The organism is Cupriavidus sp. H39 (assembly GCF_050271075.1).
Taxonomy (GTDB): domain Bacteria; phylum Pseudomonadota; class Gammaproteobacteria; order Burkholderiales; family Burkholderiaceae; genus Cupriavidus; species Cupriavidus necator_B.
The window spans coordinates 1,962,740-1,980,617 of the sequence record NZ_CP189846.1; the positions used below are offsets into that span (position 1 = coordinate 1,962,740).

Sequence of the window (17,878 nt, forward strand, 5' to 3'; positions counted from 1 at the left end):
CGGCGCCGGCTCAGCGGCAGAGCTTGCGCAGCAATTCCCCGGCGATGGTGCCCGGCCCGGCCACCTGGAAGGTGTACTGCGGCGCGCGGATGGTATAGAGCGAGTCGCCGCGCGCAAAGCGCTTGCTGTAGAGCGTCTGCTCGACCACGGCGAACATCGATGTGGCGCAGTTCAGCACCATGCGCCTGAGCGAAGAGCGGATCGGCTCGCCGCTGGCGGTGCGGATCACACCCGACGGCGAGTTGCGCATCACCACCACGCCAACCTGTGTGCCCTGGCGGCGCACTGCCGACTGATCGAAATACGAAATCACGCCATTGGCGCCCATCAGCGGCAGCCAGCGCTGCGGATCGGGAGCGCCGGGGTCCGGTGCGGCCACCAGGCGGCATCCTTCCCTGGGCGTCGAGCGGAACACGGTACCGGTGCCGGGGACCTGGCACTCGTAGAGGCCAGCGGCAGCGGCCGGGCGGGCAGCGGTGACCGGCGCCGCGTCGGCGGCCGGCGCGGCGCCGTCATCGGCGTGCGCCTGCGGCAGGGCCAGGCCGAACACGCAGCCAGCCAGCGCGGCTGCATGCCGAAAAATGCGGAACATCATGGAATTACCCTCATATAGACGGGAAAAAGCGATCCGCATTGTCGCACAGGATGCATGCATTGCGGCGTGCCGGGACGCCTCGATCCATGCATCCGGGCTGCCTTCAGCCGTGCAGGCGCCGCCAGGTAACCAGATCCTCGATGGTCAGCACCGGCAACTGGTACATCTCCGCAAAGGCCAGCGCTTCCACGCGCCGTGCCATGGTGCCATCCGGGTTCATCAGCTCGCACAGCACCGCGGCGGGCGACAGTCCTGCCATGCGGGCCAGGTCGACTGAACCTTCGGTATGGCCGCGGCGCTCCAGCACGCCGCCGTCGCGCGCCACCAGCGGGAACACATGGCCCGGGCTGACCACGGCATCGGCGCCCGCGCCCTCGGCAATCGCCGCGCGAATGGTGGTGACCCGGTCGGCCGCGCTGACTCCGGTACTGACGCCCTCGCGGGCCTCGATCGACACGGTGAAGGCGGTGCCGTACTGGCTGCGGTTGTGCTCGACCATCGGCCGCAGGCCCAGGCGCCGCACCTTGTCCGTTGGCAGGCACAGGCACACGATGCCGCTGCATTCGCGGATCATCATGGCCATGTTGGCGTGGGTCAGGCGCTCGGCGGCAAGGATCAGGTCGGCCTCGTTCTCGCGGTCGTCGTCATCGAGCAGCACCACGGGCCGGCCTGCGCGCATGGCCTCGAGGGCCTGCTCGATGCGCAACTCCAGTGCGCGCGGATCGGCGTGCGCGATGGGATCGGGCGTGCCACGGGCGGTGGCATCCGCGGACACCGCGGGGGCAATGGCTTCGGTGGAAAAGCTAGACATGAAACGCTCCTGGTTCAGCATCGATGGGCGTTCCAGGGGAAGGGTCAACGGAACTGCAAGGCCCGCACGCGGCACGGCCGGCACGCGCACGAACCGCCGCGCCCTGCGCGCGCGCAAGGCTCGGCAAACCGCAGGGCCAGGCAAGCACCAGGCCACGCGGGCAAGCTCCGTTCATCTTCTTTCATCCGGACTATGACCGTCGGCCCTGGCCTCTCACCAGGTCTGCTGACCTCGCACGGGAATGCGAGCGCTCGCGGGCTCGCCGGACACGCGCTGCGCGTCGCGGCATACCGCCGGTGGGGACTTTCACCCCGCCCTGAAGACGTAACGTAACCGGGCCGGCCAAGCGGCCGGCACCGGCCCGCGCATGTTAGCACGATTGTCCCTGGTCACTACGGGCCCCGCGCGAAGCTCGTATCCTGGTGCGGCCCGCGCCGCGGTGCCGGCCACGCTCGGCCTCGGCAACGTGCCTTGCGGTGTACTACAAATAGGGTAAGGAGGCAGCGCCTGGGGCTGCAAGCGATAGTTTTCCCGTGGCCTGCCTGACCACAATGCAGCATCTTTTCAGCGTGCTTCCCATGCGCCGACCAGACCAAGAAGCCAGACAAGACAGCCATGCGCATTGCATCCCGTTCCTCACGACCTCACCCGCGCGGCGCTGGCGGCAGCCGCGCCGCGCCGCCATGGCGGCGCTGCTTGCGCTGGCCGGGTGCCTGAGCGCAGCCGCGCGCGCGGCGCCTGCCGTCCAGCTTGGCTATGGCTTCGACGACAGCCATCATGTGCAAAAGGCGGAGATCGCCATGCTGTGGGATTCCGGCCTGGCGTGGGGCAACCCGCAGGGCTGGCAGGTGGACCTGCAGTGGGAAGTCAACGTTGCGCGCTGGCTCAGCGACAGCAACAACAACCCGAACGATTTGTGGGAGTTTGGCGCGTCGCCGGTGGTGCGGATCGGATGGTGGCGGCACACGTGGGTGCCGTTCCTTGAGCTATCGGTGGGCCCGCGGCTGCTGACCGGAACGCGGACCTCGGACGACCACGTCATCTCCACCGCGTTCCAGTTCTCGGAATACGCCGGACTTGGCGTGATGGTCGGCAAGGACCGCAACTTTACCGCGGGCTACCGCATCCAGCACCTGTCCAATGGCGGCATCAAGGAGCCCAATCCTGGCACCACCTTCCACGTCATTTACCTGCGCTACCGCTTCTGACAGCGCGATCATGCGACCCGCCCCGCGTTTCAAACAGCATGCGCGTGGCGTCGTCGGCCGGGAAGAAGCATTCGATGCGCAGCTCCTGCAGCGTGACGTCCTGCGGAATGCCAAGCGTGGTCAGGGTCGAGAACAACGACGCACGGAACCCGCCCGCATGCAGCACCACGGGCAGCAGCGGCGGCGGCGGCCCGTCGCTGCCGTCATCCTCGGGCAGCAGCACGCCGCCGGGGCCGACCATGTCCGGATGCCAGTCGGCAATGCGTGCGAACAGCGCGCGCGCGGTCTGGTCGTGCGCCTGCACCTGCAGCTCCTGCCATACGCGGCGCAACAGGTAACGGCCAACCTGGCGCGCATTCTCGATGACGGGCCACAGGCCGTCGGGATCGAACACGGTCAGCATCAGGTTGATCCGGTGCGGATCGTCGGCAAGCGATGCCGGCGCGCGGCCACCCAGCAACGTGTCGAACATGCGACGGTAGGCGGGATTGGCGTCGACCAGGTTCCAGAAGCGGTCCAGCACCACGGCCGGGTACGGCTCCTGCTTGGCCAGGATCAGTGCGATCGCCTGTTGCACCATTTGCAGCGGCGGCGCGGTCAGCGCGTGTTCGCTGTACGCAGGGGCAAAGCCGCTGGCGAGCAGCAGCCGGTTGCGCTGGCGCAGCGGCACGCCCAGGCGCTCGGCCAGCGCCAGCACCATCTCGCGGCTGGGACGGGCGCGCCCGGACTCAAGGAAGGAGATGTGGCGCTGCGACACCCCGGCGGCCAGCGACAGCGCCAGCTGGCTGTAGCCGCGCTTGCCGCGCCAGTAGCGCAACAGTCCGGGGAAGTCGAGAGTGGCCTCGGAGGCGGGGGTCAGCGTTTCCATGCTGGCTATTACAGCATGGCGGCGGCCTGGCGGCGAATACCTGGCAGGTAATCGAAACGATCCAGGGCCTCGATCCATGGCCTGGGAAGCGTCCCGTTTGCGTCGGGCGCATCACAGTGGCGACGTTGTGTAACAGGCGAATGGTATGCTTGATCTTTTCAGACACCCGGCGCGCAGAGGGCGCGCACCCTGATGGAAATTGCCATATTACTGGCGCTGATCCTGCTGAACGGCCTGTTTGCGATGTCCGAGATCGCACTTGTTACAGCGCGCAAGGCACGGCTGCAACGCCAGATCGAGAACGGCGACCGCGGCGCCATTGCGGCGGCCAAGCTGGGCGAGGACCCCACCCGCTTCCTCTCGACGGTGCAGATCGGCATCACCTCGATCGGGGTGCTCAACGGCGTGGTCGGCGAATCGACGCTGGCGCAGCCGCTGGGCGTGTGGCTGCAGGGGTTCGGCATCTCGGCCACCACCGCCAGCTATGTGGCCACCGCGATCGTGGTAGCAGGGCTGACCTATTTTTCCATCGTGCTGGGCGAACTGGTGCCGAAGCGCCTGGGCCAGATGGCGCCCGAGGCGATCGCCCGGCTGGTGGCGCGCCCGATCGGCTGGCTGGCGGTGGCGTCGACCCCGTTCGTCAAGTTGCTGTCGAGTTCCACGCGGCTGGTGCTGCGCCTGCTTGGCACCAAGGTCGACCGCGGCCCCGGCGTGACCGAGGAAGAAATCCATGCGCTGCTGGTGGAGGGTTCCGAAGCGGGCGTGATCGAGCAGCATGAGCACACCATGGTGCGCAATGTGTTCCGGCTCGATGACCGCCAGCTGGCATCGCTGATGGTGCCCCGCGGCGACGTGGTCTACCTCGACGTGGATGCCACGCTGGACGAGAACCTGCGCCGCATCGAAGAATCCGACCACTCGCGCTTCCCGGTGGTGCGCGGTGGCATGCACGACATCATCGGCGTGGTCAGCGCGCGCCAGTTGCTGGCGCGCCGGCTGCGCGGCGAAGAAGCCGACCTGCAGGCCGCGGTGCAGCCCGCGGTGTTCGTGCCGGAAAGCGTGACCGGCATGGAACTGCTGGAAAACTTCCGCGCCTCGGGCGGGCAGATCGCCTTTGTCATCGACGAATACGGCGAAGTGCTGGGCCTGGTGACGCTGCGCGACCTGATCGAAGCCATCACTGGCGAATTCAAGGCCGAGGCGGCGGGCGAGCAATGGGCGGTACAGCGCGACGACGGCTCGTGGCTGCTCGATGGGCTGATCCCGATCCCCGAGCTGAAAGACCGCATCGGCTTGCGCCAGGTCCCAGAGGAAGAAAAGGAGCGCTACCACACGCTGTCCGGCATGCTGCTGTTGCTGCTGGGGCGCCTGCCCCAGATTGCCGACTCGGTGCAATGGGGTGACTGGCGCTTCGAGATCGTCGACATGGACGGCAAGCGCATCGACAAGGTGCTGGCCGAGCGCCTGCCCCCGCAGGCCGGACCTGAGGAAGAGACCACCGGCTGAGTACCGGAGGCTGGCAGCGCCGGCCTCTCCGCGGCGCCAACACCGTCTTCCTTTTGGATGGCGCCGCATTGATCCAAATCAAATGCAGTTGCGACCGAATCACTTTGGCGCAATCTGCAACGCCCCGCTCCATTCCCTTCGCTTATGATCTGGCTGCGCGGCCCGCATCCGGCCGCGGCACGCATGGCTGCACGAAGGGCAACGACTGCGACCGCACCGTGCCGGCGGCCTGCCGAAGAACCATTTCAGACACGGGGAGACGCGTGCGCCGCAAGCCATTGTCCGGCGGCCCGCAAGACCATGCATGGATCCTGATGCCGACGACATCGTCGAGGGCGTTGCCGCGGGCGGCAGTGGCGCGATGCAACCGTCCGCGCTGGTGTGCGCGCTGAGCGCGCGCCGCGGCGGGGCCGGGCAGCCGGCGGCTATCCTGGCGATCCGCCTGGACCGCTTTGCCAGCGCCTGCGCAACCCTCGGGCCGGAGCGCTCTGCCAGGCTGCGCGGCATCGTGCAAGCCCGCATCGCCTGCCTGCTGCCGCCGGGCGCCTTCATGCACTGGACTGGGCCTGCCGATCTGGTGGTAATCACCGCGCTGCCCACAGGCGTGCCGGATCCTGGCCACGTTGCCAGCCGCGTGGCCGACGACCTGTCCCGGCCGTTCGCGCTGGAGGGCTTCGAGCTGCATCTGTCCTGCAGCATCGGCGTGGCCAACGACCACGCCGACATCCCGGCCGAGCGCAGCCTGCAGCAAGCGTTCGACGCCATGCTGCGGGTCAACCGCCAGGGCGGCGCTGGCCTCGCGCGCGCCGACAAGCCGGTGTCCCCACCCGCGGCCCCATTGCTGGCGGCGCTGCCCGCCGCGCTCGAGCGCGGCGAGCTGAGCCTGCAACTGCAGCCGCGCGCCGACCTTGCCGGTGCCGCCGTCAGCGGCTATACGGTGCGGCTGCGCTGGCAGCATCCCGTGCTCGGCCGCGTGGCGCCGCAGGATTTCCTGCCTGGCGTCGAAGCGCTCGGACTGGTCGGCCGCATCGGCAACTGGGTGCTGGAAAGCGTGCTGCCGCTGGTGCGTGCCGCCGAGGCCATCGCCCCGCTTCAGTTCACCCTGCTGGCCTCGAGCGCGCAACTGCATCGCCCGCAAATGGTGGAAGCCCTGGCGCAGGCGCTCGATGCAGGCGGCATCGCCCCGGCGCACCTGTGCATCGAACTACCGGCCAGCACGGTGCCGACCGACACCGACCTTATCGACCGTTTTGCCGCCCTGCGCCGGCGCGGGCTGCAACTGGCGCTGGGGGATTTCGACGACAGCCCGGCCTGCCGTGAGGCCCTGGCGGCGCTGCATCCGGACGCCGTCACGCTGGATGCGAGGGGCCTGGGCCATGCGCGCGAGCACCGCTGCCGTGCCGACAGCCTGCGCGACGCCTGCCGCGCCGCGCGGCGCGCCGGCGCCTCGGTCTGCGCCAAGGGCATCGAAACCCGCCAGCAGCTGGACGCGGTGCGTGCCTGGGGCTGCCAAAGCGTACAGGGCTACCTGCTGGCGCAACCGTTCCCTGCCGTATGGCTGCTGCAGACCCATGCGGCGATCCAGCAGCGCGCCCGGGCAGTGCTGGCGCCGCCAGCCTGACCGGCGGCCGCCGGCGGCGCGGTTGCACGATTTACAAATTGCGACATACCAGCTATCAACACCGCGCACAGCGGCGGTAAAATCTGCGGCAATCCCAAACTTGATGAATCCCTTGATTCAGAACCCTCAAAAAAGGAGCCCGGCGTGAAGAAAGGTTGGATCTGGTGCGTTTTGTTTGCCACTCTGTTGGCGGGTTGCAACACGATGGCGGGGCTCGGCCAGGACATTCAGCGCGGCGGCCAGAAGCTGGAAAGCTCGGCAGACCGCCACAAGTAAACCGGCCAGGGCTGCATCGAAGCAAAACGGCACGCCCGAGGGCGTGCCGTTTTGCTTTGTCGCGCGCTGGTTACCGCGCGGGGCTCAGCGCTTGTCGCGCAGTGCCCTGGCCTGTTCGGCCAGCGTGCGGATGCGCGCCCAGTCGCCGCCGGCGACGGCATCCTTGGGCACCACCCACGACCCGCCCACGCACACCACATTGGGCAGCGCCAGGTAGGATGGCGCCAGCGCGGCATCGATGCCGCCGGTCGGGCAGAAGCGCAGCTGCGGCAGCGGTCCGCCCAGCGACTTCAGCATCGGCACCCCGCCGGCGGCCTGCGCCGGGAAGAACTTCAGGAAAGTGAAGCCGGCTTCCAGCGCCGCCATGGCCTCGCTGGCGGTGGCGACGCCTGGCAACAGCGAGATCCCCGCATCTTGCGCGCCCTCGGCCAGCGCCGGCGTCAGGCCGGGCGAGACCGCGAACTGGGCGCCCGCGTCGCGCACGGCGTGCAGTTGTTCGACGTTCAGCACCGTGCCGGCGCCTACGCATGCCTGTGGCAGCGCCGCCGCGACCGCCCGGATGGCTTCCAGCGCCACCGGGGTGCGCAGCGTGATTTCCAGCAGCGGCAAGCCGCCGCTCACCAGCGCCTCGCTGACGTGCAAGGCCTCGTCGACCGAGTGGAATTCCAGCACCGGGATGACTGGCACATCGGCAAGGCGTTGAAGCAGCGGGGAAGTCTGGTTTGACATGGCGATCTCGCGGTGGGTGGGTTCAGGAAAACATCAGGCTTGGGCAGCGGCTCAGGCGATTACCGATACCGACTGCGCCAGTCGGGCCAGCACGGTCTGCGCGTCGGGAATCGGCGCCACCGCGCCATAGCCGGTGGTGGAAAGTGCTGCCGCCACATTGGCATAGCGCGCCGCCTCGAACGGATCGGCGCCCGCGGCGAGCCGCGCGACAAAGCTGCCGCCGAAGCAATCGCCCGCGCCGGTGGCATCGACCGGCTCGACCGGATAGGGCGGCACCAGCGTGCGGGACTCGGGCGTGGCGACATAGGAGCCCTCTTCCCCAAGCTTCATCGCGACCAGGCCGATGCCGCAGCCGAGCAGGTAGTCGGCGATGGCATCGCGGTCGTCCAGGCCGGTCAGCACGGTAATGTCGTCCCAGCTGGGCAGGCAGACGTCAGTCATCCGGAACGCTTCCCGCATGATGCCGCGCGCGCGCGCCAGCGACCACAGGCGCAGGCGCAGGTTGGTGTCCAGCGTGACCTTGGTGCCGGCCTTGCGCGCGTGCTCCATGGCGTCCAGGCCGGCATCGCACGCGCTCGTGCTGATCGCCAGGCTGATGCCGGACAGATGCAGGTAGCGCGCCGACGCGATCGCGCCAAGCGGCAATTGCTCATGCTGGTAGCGGCTGGCGGCGGAGCCTTCGCGCAGGTAATCGAAGCGGTGACCGTGGTTGTCGTGCGAGACGAAGTAGACCCCGGTGGGCGCCCCGGCGTCGATATGCACATGACGTGTATCGACCCGCTCCTGCGTCCACAGCGCGCGCAGGCGCTCGCCGAAGGTATCGGCACCGACCGCGCAGATATAGCCGGTACTGGCGCCCTGGCGCGCAGCGGCAATGCAGAAGTTGGAGGTATCGCCGCCAAAGCCCTGCAGGTAGCGCGACGGATCGTCCGGCTGCTGGTTGAATTCAACCAGCGGCTCGCCGTAGGCCAGGATGTCGATGCTCATGGGGCCGCTTGCCTCAGAAGAAAGTTTGCACGATGTCGATCACGCGCATGTCGCGATCCAGCACCGGGATATGGCGCCACTTGTCGAAGGTCAGGCACGGGTGCGAGATATCGAAGGCGATCATGTCGCCGACCTGGATGTCGTCGCCCGGCCGGACCTGCAGGTAGGCGTGCTGGTCCATCATGCCGGTGACTTCCCAATGCGCGGGCACGTCCACCGGCGCCTCGGCACCGGGGCGGTAAAGGCGCGCCGGGATCGGCATGCCGGCGTCGAAGGCGGCATCGCGCTTGCCCATGCCGATGATGACGCGGTCGGGCTCCGGGATCGACTGCACATACGCCCACAGCTGCAAGGCCGGCAGCAGTCCCTCGCGCATCTTCTGCGCGACCGGATTGCTCGCCAGGATGCGCTGCTGCGCGGCGCGATAGATGCCCACGTCGTGGGTCAGGTAGCAACCGGGGCGCAGCACGATATCGAGCGGCGCACCGATGTCGGTGCGCGCGAATTCCTCGGCCACCACGTCGTACCACGCCGAGCCCGCGCCCGACATCACCACCGGGCTGCGGCCGAAGCGGCCCTCGCCAGCCAGCTGCCGCGTCACCGCCACGGTGCGCTGCAGGAACTTGCGGATATCGGCTTCTTCCTTGAGCACACCTTCGTAGATTTCCACGCCGGCCAGCGACAGCGCCTCGGGCCAGCGCGCCAGCGCGTCGAGCACCGCCTGCTGCTGCGCGTCGTCGCGTACGCCGGTACGCCCGCCTTCGACACCGAGTTCAAGCAGCACCTGCAGCGTCTGTCCACGCTGCTGGAAGAACTTGCCGAGCTGGTCGACCAGCGCCGCCGAATCCACCAGCGCGAAGAATTCAAAGTCCGGATCGCGCAGCAGGTCCGCGATGATCTCCATGTTGCGGCGGCCGACCAGCTGGTTGGCCATCAGCACCCGCTTGACGCCGTGCGCATGCGCGGCAGCGGTCTGGTGCGCGGTGGCCAGGGTGATGCCCCACGCCCCGGCACCCAGTTGCCGGGCAAACAGCTTGGGCGCCATGGTGGTCTTGCCATGCGGCGCCAGCCGCACGCCGTATTCGTCCATGAAGCGGCGCATCCATTCCAGGTTGTGCGCGAGACGGTCTTCATACAGTACCGCGGCCGGCAGGCTCAGTTCTTCCCGCAGCAGGTTCCAGCCGGTCTGGCCCGCCGCGTCCGGGGCCATGGGGGCCTCCATCCGGCCCAGCGCCTTGTTGAGCGGATCGATCACGCCAGCCTGATACTTTATTTCACGCATGCCTGTCATCACCCTGAAAAAATCTGATTGACGTAATGATAGCCCTGAAAATAAGATATTTCATCCTTGTTATAAAGTAACACGCCAGCACGCGGCAGCACCAGTGCGCAGCCAGGACGAGTGCCAATGCTCAGGCGCCAGTCACTGTTATAGCCCCTGTCCGCCTCGACTGCAGCTTTCGTCACATTACGAATCCAAACGCGCTTCGCCCAGACCCACACCGACCATGACCGCGCCCTTCGACATCCTGACCCGCATCGCCGAGCGCGGCCCCGCCCTGCGCCTGGCCGAGCAGAAGGTTGCGCAGGTGGTGCTGGAAGACCTGGCCGGCGCGGCAGCGGCCAGCATCAACGAGCTGGCCCGCAAGGCCGGTGTCAGCGAGGCCAGCGTGACGCGCTTTGCCAAGGCCATCGGCTGCCGCGACGTGCGCGACCTGAAGCTGCGCCTGGCCCAGGCCACCGCGGTGGGCGCGCGCTTCCTGCAGCCGGCAAGCGCCGCAGGCGAGGCCGCGCCGGCCACACTGGCCGACAGCATCCACGCCGACATCCTCGGCGCGCTTGAAGCCAACCGCGGCCTGATGGATGCGCAGCGCATCGAGGCTGCAGCGCGCCTGTTGCTTGGCGCACGCATGGTCTACGCTTTTGGCATGGGCGGCGGCTCCTCATTCATGGCCGATGAAGCGCGCCACCGCCTGGCGCGCCTGGGCCTGCCGGTGGCCAGCTACCAGGATGCCCTGCTGCAGAAGATGGTGGCGGCCACGCTGGGCCGCGACGACGTGGTGCTGGCCTTCTCGGCCAGCGGCCGCGTGCCGGAGATGCTGGCCAGTTGCGATATCGCGCGCGAATACGGCGCCCGCCTGGTGGCCGTGACCGCGCTGGGCTCGCCGCTGGCCGCGCGCGCCGACGTGCTGCTGCCGGTGCGCACGCTGGAGACCGATTTTATTTTCAAGCCGTCGGCATCGCGCTACGCCATGCTGATGGTGCTGGACGTGCTGGCCACGCAATGCGCGCTGCTGCAGCCGGACCAGAGCAAGGAGCGCCTGCGCCGGCTCAAGTACGTGCTCGACAGCCATCGCGGCGACAGCGGCCCCGGCAAGGGCCCCGACAGCCGCCAGCCGCTGGGAGACTGACCATGCCACACCTGTTCGATACCCTGATCCGCTGCGTCACGCTGCTCGACGGCTCCGGCGCGGCCGCGCGCCTGGCCGACGTGGCCTTGCGCGATGGCCGCATCGCCTGCATCGATGCCCCCGGCGCCATCGATCCCGATGCGGCCGCGCACGTGGTCGAGGGCGATGGCCTGGTGCTCGCCCCCGGCTTTATCGACGTGCACACGCATGACGACACCAACGTGGTGCGCCAGCCCGCGATGACGCCGAAGCTGTCGCAGGGCGTCACCACGGTGGTAGTCGGTAACTGCGGCATCAGCGCCGCGCCGGTCACGCTGGCAGGCGAGCCACCCGACCCGATGAACCTGCTCGGCCATGCCGACGCCTTCCGCTATCCGGATTTCAAGGCCTATGTCGACGCGGTCGAAGCCGCCCAGCCGGCGGTCAATGTCGCCGCGCTGGTCGGCCATACCGCGCTGCGCAGCAACCATATGGACCGCTTCGACCGCGCCGCGACGCCGGAAGAAATCGCGGCAATGCGCGCGCAGCTGGAAGAAGCGCTGCAGCACGGCGCGCTGGGACTGTCCACGGGCCTGGCCTACGCCAACGCCTTCAGCGCCCCGACCGAGGAAGTGCTGGCGCTGGCCGAACCACTGGCCAAAGCCGGCGCGCTCTACGCCACCCACCTGCGCAGCGAGTTTGCCGAGATCCTTGACGCCATGGACGAGGCCTTTCGCATCGGCCGCCATGCGCGCGTACCGGTGGTGATCTCGCACCTGAAATGCGCCGGCGTGGCCAACTGGGGCCGCAGCACCGAGGTGCTGGACGCACTGGACGGCGCGCAGCGCTGGCAGCCGGTAGGCTGCGACTGCTATCCCTACACCGCGAGCTCATCCACGCTGGACCTGAAGCAGGTCACCAGCGACTTCGACATCATGGTGACATGGTCCGAAGGCGCGCCGGAGATGAGCGGCCGGCTGCTCGCCGATATCGCCGCCGAATGGCAGGTCGACCTGCTCGAAGCCGCGCGCCGGCTGATGCCTGCCGGCGCCGTCTACCACTGCATGGAAGACGCCGACGTCGACCGCATCCTCAGCCATCCGGCCACGGTGGTCGGTTCGGACGGCCTGCCCAACGACCCGCTGCCGCACCCGCGCCTGTGGGGCGCGTTCCCGCGCGTGCTGGGGCACTATGCGCGCGACCGTGAACTGTTTCCGCTGACCGTCGCCGTCAACAAGATGACCGGCATGTCCGCCGAGCGCTTCGGGCTGCACGAGCGCGGCTTCGTGCGCGAAGGCTACTGGGCCGACCTGGTGTTGTTCGATGCCGCCACCATCCGCGACGCGGCCAGCTTTACCGATCCCATGCAACCGGCCGAGGGCATTGCCGCGGTCTGGGTCAACGGCGAGCTGTCATGGCAGCAACGCCAGAGCACCGGCGTGCGTGCCGGCCGGTTCCTGCCGCGCGGCGCGGGCTGACCCGCTCGCAGCGCCGCGCTTCCCTCCCCTATCCCACCCATCTCCAGGAGTACTCATGGACATCAAACGATTCGGCGTCGAAGGCGGCACCGGTACTGGCGGGCAGCACATGCCCTTTGCCCGCGCGGTCGCGGCCGACGGCTGGCTCTACGTCTCCGGCCAGGTGCCGATGGTCAACGGCGAGGTCATCGACGGCGGCATCGTGCCCCAGACCCACCAGGCCATCAAGAACGTGCTGGCCATCCTGGCCGAGGCCGGCTATGGCCCTGAGCACGTGGTGCGCTGCGGCGTGTGGCTGGACGACACCCGCGACTTTGCCTCGTTCAACAAGATTTTCAAGGAATACTTCGGCGCCAACCCGCCCGCGCGCGCCTGCGTGCAATCGAGCATGGTGGTCGACTGCAAGGTCGAGGTGGACTGCATCGCCTACAAGAAGCCGGCGGCCTGAGCCTGCTGCCGATTGCTGATCGCTGATTCCTGATTGCCTGCCCCCTCTCCCGCAAGCGGCAGAGGGGAAAAAACCAAAAATCCAACCATGCCGCCACAAGCGGCTTTTTTTCCACGCAAGGAGACAATATGGGTGCCGTCACCGGAACCACGCTCTTGGTGTATGCGCTGATCGCCGTGATCGCACTGGTGGTGCTGATCGCGCGTTTCAAGCTCAACCCGTTCATTACCCTGGTGGTCGTCTCGGTGCTGCTCGGCTTTGCCGTGGGCATGCCGATGGGCGACATCGTCAAGTCGTTTGAAGCCGGCGTCGGCGGCACCCTCGGCCATATTGCGCTGGTGGTGGGCCTGGGCACCATGCTCGGCAAGATGATGGCCGAGTCCGGCGGCGCCGAGCGCATCGCCAACACCCTGATCGATTTCTTCGGGGCGAAGAACGTGCATTGGGCCATGGCCACCATCGCCTTTATCGTCGGCCTGCCGGTGTTCTTCGAGGTGGGCTTCGTGCTGCTGGTGCCGATCGCCTTCAACGTGGCCAAGCGCACCGGCACGTCGATGGTGCTGGTGGGCATCCCGATGGTGGCCGGCCTGTCGGTGGTGCATGGCCTGATCCCGCCGCACCCGGCGGCGCTGCTTGCGGTGACGGCGTATGGCGCCGATATCGGCAAGACCATCATGTATGCGCTGATCGTGGGCATTCCCACCGCCGCGCTCGCCGGCCCGCTGTTCGCCAGACTGATGGACCGCTACGTCAAGCTGCCCGAGTACAACCCGCTCGCCCAGCAATTCACCGAAGAGGACGAGCGCGTCAAGGCATCGCACGAGCTGCCAGGCTTCGGCATCACGGTGTTCACCATCCTGCTGCCCGTGATCCTGATGCTGATCGGCAGCTGGGCCGACCTGTTCACCACGCCCAAGACTTTCGCCAACGACTTCCTGAAGCTGATCGGCAACTCGGTGATGGCGCTGCTGATTGCCGCGCTGGTGAGCTTCTACACCTTCGGCAAGGCACGCGGCTTCAACCGGGAAACCATCCTCAAGTTCACCAACGAGTGCGTGGCGCCCACCGCCATCATCACGCTGGTGGTCGGCGCCGGCGGCGGCTTTGGCCGCATCCTGCGCGACTCGGGCATCTCCAACGCCATCGTCGACGTCGCCACCGGCGCCAACGTGTCGGTGCTGGTGCTTGGATGGCTGGTCGCGGTGATGATCCGTATCGCCACGGGCTCGGCGACCGTCGCCATGACCACCGCGGCGGGCATCGTCGCGCCGATCGCCGCCAGCGTGCCCGGCACCCGCCCCGAACTGCTGGTGCTGACCACCGGCGCCGGCTCGCTGATCCTGTCGCACGTGAACGACGGCGGCTTCTGGCTGGTCAAGGAGTATTTCAACATGACCGTGGCCCAGACCTTCAAGACCTGGTCGGTCTGCGAAACCATCATCTCGGTGGTGGCGCTGCTGCTGACGCTGGGCCTGGCCACGCTGGTCTGAACGTCGAAACGGCGCGCCGGGGCCGCGCCACGCGGTCCCGGCAGATGGTGGACGCATGCAAGCGCTGCCCGCCTGAAATGCGACGCCTCTCATCGATTCCCCGGCACGGGAAGCCGATACTGGAGGCGTCATCGGTGACCGGTGAGCGGGTGCGATACGCACCGCAGGCCTGCGGTGCGCAAGCGCTGCTTACCGCCCCATGAGCGCCATGGCTGTTGCGCGCGTGTGGGCGTCGGCGCATACCTACGCGCACCGCTGCGCTTGCCTTGATTCCATTTTTGATGCATATTGACATCAACTTTGAAGCAAGGAGCCTGGCATGCGCACCACCGTCACGATTGATGACGCCCTGTATGAACAAGCACTAGAGATGGCGGATCCGGGTATGGACAAATCTGATCTTTTTCGTGAGGCAATCAAGACCTTCGTCCGGGTACAGGCAGCCAAGCGGCTTGCCGCGCTGGGCGGCGCCGTTCCCGACATGCAGGACGTGCCCCGTCGTACTGCCGAGCCCGATGCCAAATGAGCGTGCTCGTCGACACCTCGGTGTGGGTCGACCATTTCAGGTACCGCAATGACGCACTGGTCCGCCTGATGCAGGCTGACCAGGTGCTGACCCACCCGATGGTCGTGGCTGAACTCGCCTGCGGGACGCCTCCGGCACCACGGGACCGGACCCTTGGCGACATCAGTCTGTTGCAGACTGCCAGGCAGGCGAGCCTGGGGGAAGTCATCGCGCTGATCGAGCACGAGAAATTGTATGGACTGGGCTGCGGCCTGGTGGACGTCTCATTGCTGGCTTCCACCTTGATTACGCCGGGTGCCCGGCTGTGGTCGCTGGACCAGCGCCTCAACGAATTGTCCGTACGCTTTGGTGTCGCACATCGACCGCGGCTGCATTAGGCCGCTGCGGCCGCCACGCTGGTCCGGCATCGCCAGGGCCCCGGGCGCAGGTCTGGTGTGGGGGGCTCAACGCAAGGTTTACATGGCCCGGGCCACCGCCTAAGGTCAACCAGACAGTGACTTGCCGGGAAACGCCCCATGTCGATCGACCGTCGCTCATTCCTTGGCTTGGCCGCGGGGCTGGCCGCCACCGGGCTCGGGCCAGCCGTGCCTGGTCATGCCGCCACCGTTGCAGCGCCCCTGCGCCGCAACATCCCCGGCACCACTGAAGCCCTGCCCGTGATCGGCATGGGCACCGCCGACACCTTCGATGTCGGCACCGGCGCTGACGAACGCAAGCCACTGGCGGAGGTAATGGGTCTGTTGCTGCAGACCGAAGGCTCGGTGGTCGATACCGCGCCCAGCTACGGCACCGCCGAAGCCGTCACCGGCGAGCTGCTGCGCGCGGCCAATGCCCGCAACCGGGTGTTCCTGGCCACCAAGATCTCGGCCCGGGCCGGCGCGCCCGCCCAGGCGCAATGGGCGCGCTCGCTGGCCGACCTGCAGGTGGACAAGGTCGACCTGCTGCAGGTCCACAACCTGATCGACTGGCAAAACAACCTGCGCTGGCTGCGCGAACTGAAGGAACAGGGCCGCATCCGCTACCTGGGCATCACCCATTACCGCGAAGACGCCCACCAGGCGCTGGAAACGATCGTGCGCAGCGAGCGCGTCGACTTTGTCCAGGTCAACTATTCCGTGGCCGAGCGCAATGCCGAACGCACGCTGCTGCCGCTGTGCGAGGCGCGCGGCGTGGCGGTGCTGGCCAACCGGCCGTTCCAGGACGGGCGGCTGTTCCGTGCCGTCAAGGACCGTCCGCTGCCGCCGTGGGCCGGCGATATTGACTGCGGCTCATGGGGCCAGTTGTTCCTGAAGTTTGTCGTCAGCCATGCGGCCGTGACCGCCGCGATCCCGGCTACCTCCAAGCCGCGCAACATGGCCGACAACCTCGGCGCCGGGCTGGGCCGCATGCCCGACCCCGGCCAGCGCGAGCGCATTGTGGCGCTGCTGCGCTAAGTCGGCCTGCCGTGGACGATCCCGAGCGCGAACCACCTGCCAGCGGCCTGGCCCGGCTGTGGCGCGGCTTTGGCGTCCGCACCGGCGAAGCCGGCGCGGTGGTGGCCGGTTTCCTGTTCTTCTTCTGCCTGTTCGCCAGCTATTTCATGCTGCGCCCGGTGCGCGAGACCATGGGCATTGCCGGCGGCGTAAAGAACCTGCAATGGCTGTTCACCGCCACCTTCGTCGTGATGCTGGCCGCGATCCCGCTTTACGGCGCGGTCTGCGCGTGGCTGCCGCGGCGCCGCTTCGTGCCATGGGTATACGCCTTCTTCGTTGCCAACCTGCTGGCCTTTGCGCTGGCCACGCGCGCCCTGCCGGACAACGTCTGGCTGGCGCGCGTGTTCTACGTGTGGCTGTCGGTGTTCAACCTGTTCGTGGTGTCGGTGGCGTGGAGCCTGATGGCCGATGTGTTCAGGCCCGAGCAGGCGCGCCGGCTGTTCGCGCTGCTGGCCGCCGGCGCCAGCGCGGGCGGACTGGCCGGGCCGGTGCTGGGCGGCTGGCTGGTGCCGCAGATCGGCCTGACCGGGCTGATGCTGCTGTCGGCCGCGCTGCTGGCCGCGACGCTGCCTGGCGCAGGCTGGCTGTTCGGCTGGCGCCGGCGTGCCGGCGCGGGCCAGGCGCACCCGGAGCAAGCCGCTGCCGGGGCGGCGCAGGACCCGGCCAACCCCATCGGCGGCGGCTTGCTGGCCGGGCTGTCGCTGCTGCTGCGCTCGCGCTATCTGCTTGGCATCGGCCTGTTCGTGATCCTGCTGGCCACGGCCAGCACCTTCCTGTATTTCGAGCAGGCCCGCCTGGTGGCCGAGGCCTTCCCCGAACGCACGCGCCAGACCCAGGTGTTCAGCGCGCTGGATGCCGCGGTACAGGCGCTGACCATCGTGGTGCAACTGTTCTTCACCGGCCGCATGGCGCGCCGCTATGGGGTCACCATGCTGCTGACCGCAGTGCCGCTGGCCGTCACCGCGGGTTTCCTTGTGCTGGCCCTGCTGCCCACCTTCGGCGTGCTCGCGGCCGTCATGATCCTGCGGCGCGTGGGCGAATACGCGCTGCTGCGCCCCGGGCGCGAAATGCTGTTCACCGTGGTCGATGCCGAAACCAAGTACAAGGCCAAGAACGTCATCGACACCGCCGTTTACCGCGCGGGCGATGCGGTGAGTGCCTGGGTCAAGACCGCCATCGATGCGCTGTCGGGCCATCCCGCGACGGTAGCCCTGGCAGGCGCCCTGCTGGCACTGGCGTGGGCCGGACTGGGTTGGTGGCTGGGACGGCGGCATGAGGGACAGCTTGGCCCCAAGGAAGCCAGTCTTCGCCGTGCCACGCAAAATCCGGCGGCACGCTAGCTCCCGGGTCAAGGGTTTTCCCGGTTGACGCTGTCCCTGCGAAGCCATACATTGGCCTCGCAGATCTAGATAAGAGACCATCTGTAAGATGGTCTCTTCGCGCCTTGCAGTTGCTGCGGCCTCTTACAGAACA

19 protein-coding genes and 1 riboswitch are annotated in these 17,878 nt (G+C 67.9%); of the genes, 12 read left to right on the top strand and 7 right to left on the bottom strand.

All coding sequences use genetic code 11. From position 1 onward, the window contains the following. Nucleotides 1-10: 10 nt before the first annotated feature. The gene (locus ACOCMH_RS09320) at nucleotides 11-595 is read right to left on the bottom strand and encodes a surface-adhesin E family protein (RefSeq protein ID WP_427306706.1); all 585 of its coding nucleotides are present in this window, start codon (nucleotides 593-595) and stop codon (nucleotides 11-13) included. A gap of 103 nt (nucleotides 596-698) precedes the next feature. Next, entirely contained in the window at nucleotides 699-1,406 is a 708-nt protein-coding gene (ribB, locus tag ACOCMH_RS09325) for a 3,4-dihydroxy-2-butanone-4-phosphate synthase (RefSeq protein WP_427306707.1), read from the bottom strand. 169 nt (nucleotides 1,407-1,575) lie between these two features. Continuing rightward, nucleotides 1,576-1,734: riboswitch (FMN riboswitch) on the bottom strand. 250 nt (nucleotides 1,735-1,984) lie between these two features. On the opposite strand from ribB, the gene ACOCMH_RS09330 reads away from it, so the two are divergent. Beyond that, a complete protein-coding gene (locus ACOCMH_RS09330; RefSeq protein ID WP_427306708.1) occupies nucleotides 1,985-2,614 on the top strand; it encodes an acyloxyacyl hydrolase in 630 nt (209 codons plus the stop codon). Here the strand turns inward: ACOCMH_RS09330 and ACOCMH_RS09335 are convergent. Beyond that, the gene (locus tag ACOCMH_RS09335; protein WP_427306709.1) at nucleotides 2,589-3,482 is read right to left on the bottom strand and encodes a helix-turn-helix domain-containing protein; all 894 of its coding nucleotides are present in this window, start codon (nucleotides 3,480-3,482) and stop codon (nucleotides 2,589-2,591) included. The two genes, ACOCMH_RS09330 and ACOCMH_RS09335, sit on opposite strands and share 26 nt — an antisense overlap. Nucleotides 3,483-3,674: 192 nt before the next feature. Between ACOCMH_RS09335 and ACOCMH_RS09340 the strand changes: the two genes are divergently transcribed. The 3 genes from ACOCMH_RS09340 (at nucleotide 3,675) to ACOCMH_RS09350 (ending at nucleotide 6,885) form a co-directional block, all read left to right on the top strand. After that, entirely contained in the window at nucleotides 3,675-4,988 is a 1,314-nt protein-coding gene (locus ACOCMH_RS09340; RefSeq protein WP_427306710.1) for a hemolysin family protein, read from the top strand. Nucleotides 4,989-5,292: 304 nt separating this feature from the next. Then, nucleotides 5,293-6,609 (top strand): EAL domain-containing protein, encoded by a 1,317-nt coding sequence (locus ACOCMH_RS09345; RefSeq protein ID WP_427306711.1) that lies wholly within the window; start codon nucleotides 5,293-5,295, stop codon nucleotides 6,607-6,609. Nucleotides 6,610-6,753: 144 nt separating this feature from the next. Beyond that, on the top strand, nucleotides 6,754-6,885 hold the full coding sequence (locus ACOCMH_RS09350) for an entericidin A/B family lipoprotein (RefSeq protein ID WP_010814145.1): 132 nt from the start codon (nucleotides 6,754-6,756) through the stop codon (nucleotides 6,883-6,885). Nucleotides 6,886-6,969: 84 nt separating this feature from the next. Here the strand turns inward: ACOCMH_RS09350 and ACOCMH_RS09355 are convergent, their stop codons facing one another. The 4 genes from ACOCMH_RS09355 to ACOCMH_RS09370 are packed head-to-tail and all read right to left on the bottom strand — an operon-like array spanning nucleotide 6,970 to nucleotide 10,068. Continuing rightward, nucleotides 6,970-7,614, bottom strand: coding sequence for a bifunctional 4-hydroxy-2-oxoglutarate aldolase/2-dehydro-3-deoxy-phosphogluconate aldolase (locus ACOCMH_RS09355; RefSeq protein WP_427306712.1), 645 nt, complete (start codon nucleotides 7,612-7,614; stop codon nucleotides 6,970-6,972). A 51-nt stretch (nucleotides 7,615-7,665) separates the two neighbouring features. Next, complete coding sequence (locus tag ACOCMH_RS09360; protein WP_427306713.1) at nucleotides 7,666-8,601, bottom strand: sugar kinase; 936 nt, start codon at nucleotides 8,599-8,601, stop codon at nucleotides 7,666-7,668. Between the two features lie 13 nt (nucleotides 8,602-8,614). Then, nucleotides 8,615-9,883, bottom strand: coding sequence for an amino acid deaminase (locus ACOCMH_RS09365; RefSeq protein WP_427306714.1), 1,269 nt, complete (start codon nucleotides 9,881-9,883; stop codon nucleotides 8,615-8,617). 8 nt (nucleotides 9,884-9,891) lie between these two features. Next, nucleotides 9,892-10,068 (bottom strand): hypothetical protein, encoded by a 177-nt coding sequence (locus ACOCMH_RS09370; protein ID WP_427306715.1) that lies wholly within the window; start codon nucleotides 10,066-10,068, stop codon nucleotides 9,892-9,894. Between the two features lie 41 nt (nucleotides 10,069-10,109). On the opposite strand from ACOCMH_RS09370, the gene ACOCMH_RS09375 reads away from it, so the two are divergent. From ACOCMH_RS09375 to ACOCMH_RS09410, 8 genes are all read left to right on the top strand, one after another. Beyond that, nucleotides 10,110-11,012, top strand: a complete 903-nt coding sequence (locus tag ACOCMH_RS09375) for a MurR/RpiR family transcriptional regulator (RefSeq protein ID WP_171513404.1) — start codon at nucleotides 10,110-10,112, stop codon at nucleotides 11,010-11,012. A 2-nt stretch (nucleotides 11,013-11,014) separates the two neighbouring features. Beyond that, nucleotides 11,015-12,469, top strand: a complete 1,455-nt coding sequence (locus ACOCMH_RS09380; protein WP_427306716.1) for an N-acyl-D-amino-acid deacylase family protein — start codon at nucleotides 11,015-11,017, stop codon at nucleotides 12,467-12,469. A gap of 55 nt (nucleotides 12,470-12,524) precedes the next feature. Beyond that, a complete protein-coding gene (locus ACOCMH_RS09385) occupies nucleotides 12,525-12,917 on the top strand; it encodes a RidA family protein (RefSeq protein WP_012355941.1) in 393 nt (130 codons plus the stop codon). Between the two features lie 128 nt (nucleotides 12,918-13,045). Then, nucleotides 13,046-14,407: a GntP family permease gene (locus tag ACOCMH_RS09390; RefSeq protein ID WP_171513402.1), complete on the top strand. Its 1,362-nt coding sequence runs from the start codon at nucleotides 13,046-13,048 to the stop codon at nucleotides 14,405-14,407. 319 nt (nucleotides 14,408-14,726) lie between these two features. Further along, the gene (locus ACOCMH_RS09395) at nucleotides 14,727-14,933 is read left to right on the top strand and encodes a type II toxin-antitoxin system VapB family antitoxin (RefSeq protein WP_171513401.1); all 207 of its coding nucleotides are present in this window, start codon (nucleotides 14,727-14,729) and stop codon (nucleotides 14,931-14,933) included. Next, nucleotides 14,930-15,310: a type II toxin-antitoxin system VapC family toxin gene (locus ACOCMH_RS09400; RefSeq protein WP_427306717.1), complete on the top strand. Its 381-nt coding sequence runs from the start codon at nucleotides 14,930-14,932 to the stop codon at nucleotides 15,308-15,310. Before ACOCMH_RS09395 ends, ACOCMH_RS09400 begins: the two co-directional genes overlap by 4 nt. 138 nt (nucleotides 15,311-15,448) lie before the next feature. Further along, nucleotides 15,449-16,366: an aldo/keto reductase gene (locus ACOCMH_RS09405; protein WP_427306718.1), complete on the top strand. Its 918-nt coding sequence runs from the start codon at nucleotides 15,449-15,451 to the stop codon at nucleotides 16,364-16,366. Between the two features lie 11 nt (nucleotides 16,367-16,377). Further along, the gene (locus ACOCMH_RS09410; RefSeq protein WP_427306719.1) at nucleotides 16,378-17,745 is read left to right on the top strand and encodes an NTP/NDP exchange transporter; all 1,368 of its coding nucleotides are present in this window, start codon (nucleotides 16,378-16,380) and stop codon (nucleotides 17,743-17,745) included. Nucleotides 17,746-17,878: the final 133 nt, after the last annotated feature.

Coding starts and splice junctions, on each gene's coding strand:
- ACOCMH_RS09320 (WP_427306706.1), bottom strand. CDS start 595: ATGATGTTCCGCATTTTTCGGCATGCAGCCGCGCTGGCTGGCTGCGTG.
- ribB (WP_427306707.1), bottom strand. CDS start 1,406: ATGTCTAGCTTTTCCACCGAAGCCATTGCCCCCGCGGTGTCCGCGGAT.
- ACOCMH_RS09330 (WP_427306708.1), top strand. CDS start 1,985: ATGCGCCGACCAGACCAAGAAGCCAGACAAGACAGCCATGCGCATTGC.
- ACOCMH_RS09335 (WP_427306709.1), bottom strand. CDS start 3,482: ATGGAAACGCTGACCCCCGCCTCCGAGGCCACTCTCGACTTCCCCGGA.
- ACOCMH_RS09340 (WP_427306710.1), top strand. CDS start 3,675: ATGGAAATTGCCATATTACTGGCGCTGATCCTGCTGAACGGCCTGTTT.
- ACOCMH_RS09345 (WP_427306711.1), top strand. CDS start 5,293: ATGGATCCTGATGCCGACGACATCGTCGAGGGCGTTGCCGCGGGCGGC.
- ACOCMH_RS09355 (WP_427306712.1), bottom strand. CDS start 7,614: ATGTCAAACCAGACTTCCCCGCTGCTTCAACGCCTTGCCGATGTGCCA.
- ACOCMH_RS09360 (WP_427306713.1), bottom strand. CDS start 8,601: ATGAGCATCGACATCCTGGCCTACGGCGAGCCGCTGGTTGAATTCAAC.
- ACOCMH_RS09365 (WP_427306714.1), bottom strand. CDS start 9,883: ATGCGTGAAATAAAGTATCAGGCTGGCGTGATCGATCCGCTCAACAAG.
- ACOCMH_RS09375 (WP_171513404.1), top strand. CDS start 10,110: ATGACCGCGCCCTTCGACATCCTGACCCGCATCGCCGAGCGCGGCCCC.
- ACOCMH_RS09380 (WP_427306716.1), top strand. CDS start 11,015: ATGCCACACCTGTTCGATACCCTGATCCGCTGCGTCACGCTGCTCGAC.
- ACOCMH_RS09385 (WP_012355941.1), top strand. CDS start 12,525: ATGGACATCAAACGATTCGGCGTCGAAGGCGGCACCGGTACTGGCGGG.
- ACOCMH_RS09390 (WP_171513402.1), top strand. CDS start 13,046: ATGGGTGCCGTCACCGGAACCACGCTCTTGGTGTATGCGCTGATCGCC.
- ACOCMH_RS09395 (WP_171513401.1), top strand. CDS start 14,727: ATGCGCACCACCGTCACGATTGATGACGCCCTGTATGAACAAGCACTA.
- ACOCMH_RS09400 (WP_427306717.1), top strand. CDS start 14,930: ATGAGCGTGCTCGTCGACACCTCGGTGTGGGTCGACCATTTCAGGTAC.
- ACOCMH_RS09405 (WP_427306718.1), top strand. CDS start 15,449: ATGTCGATCGACCGTCGCTCATTCCTTGGCTTGGCCGCGGGGCTGGCC.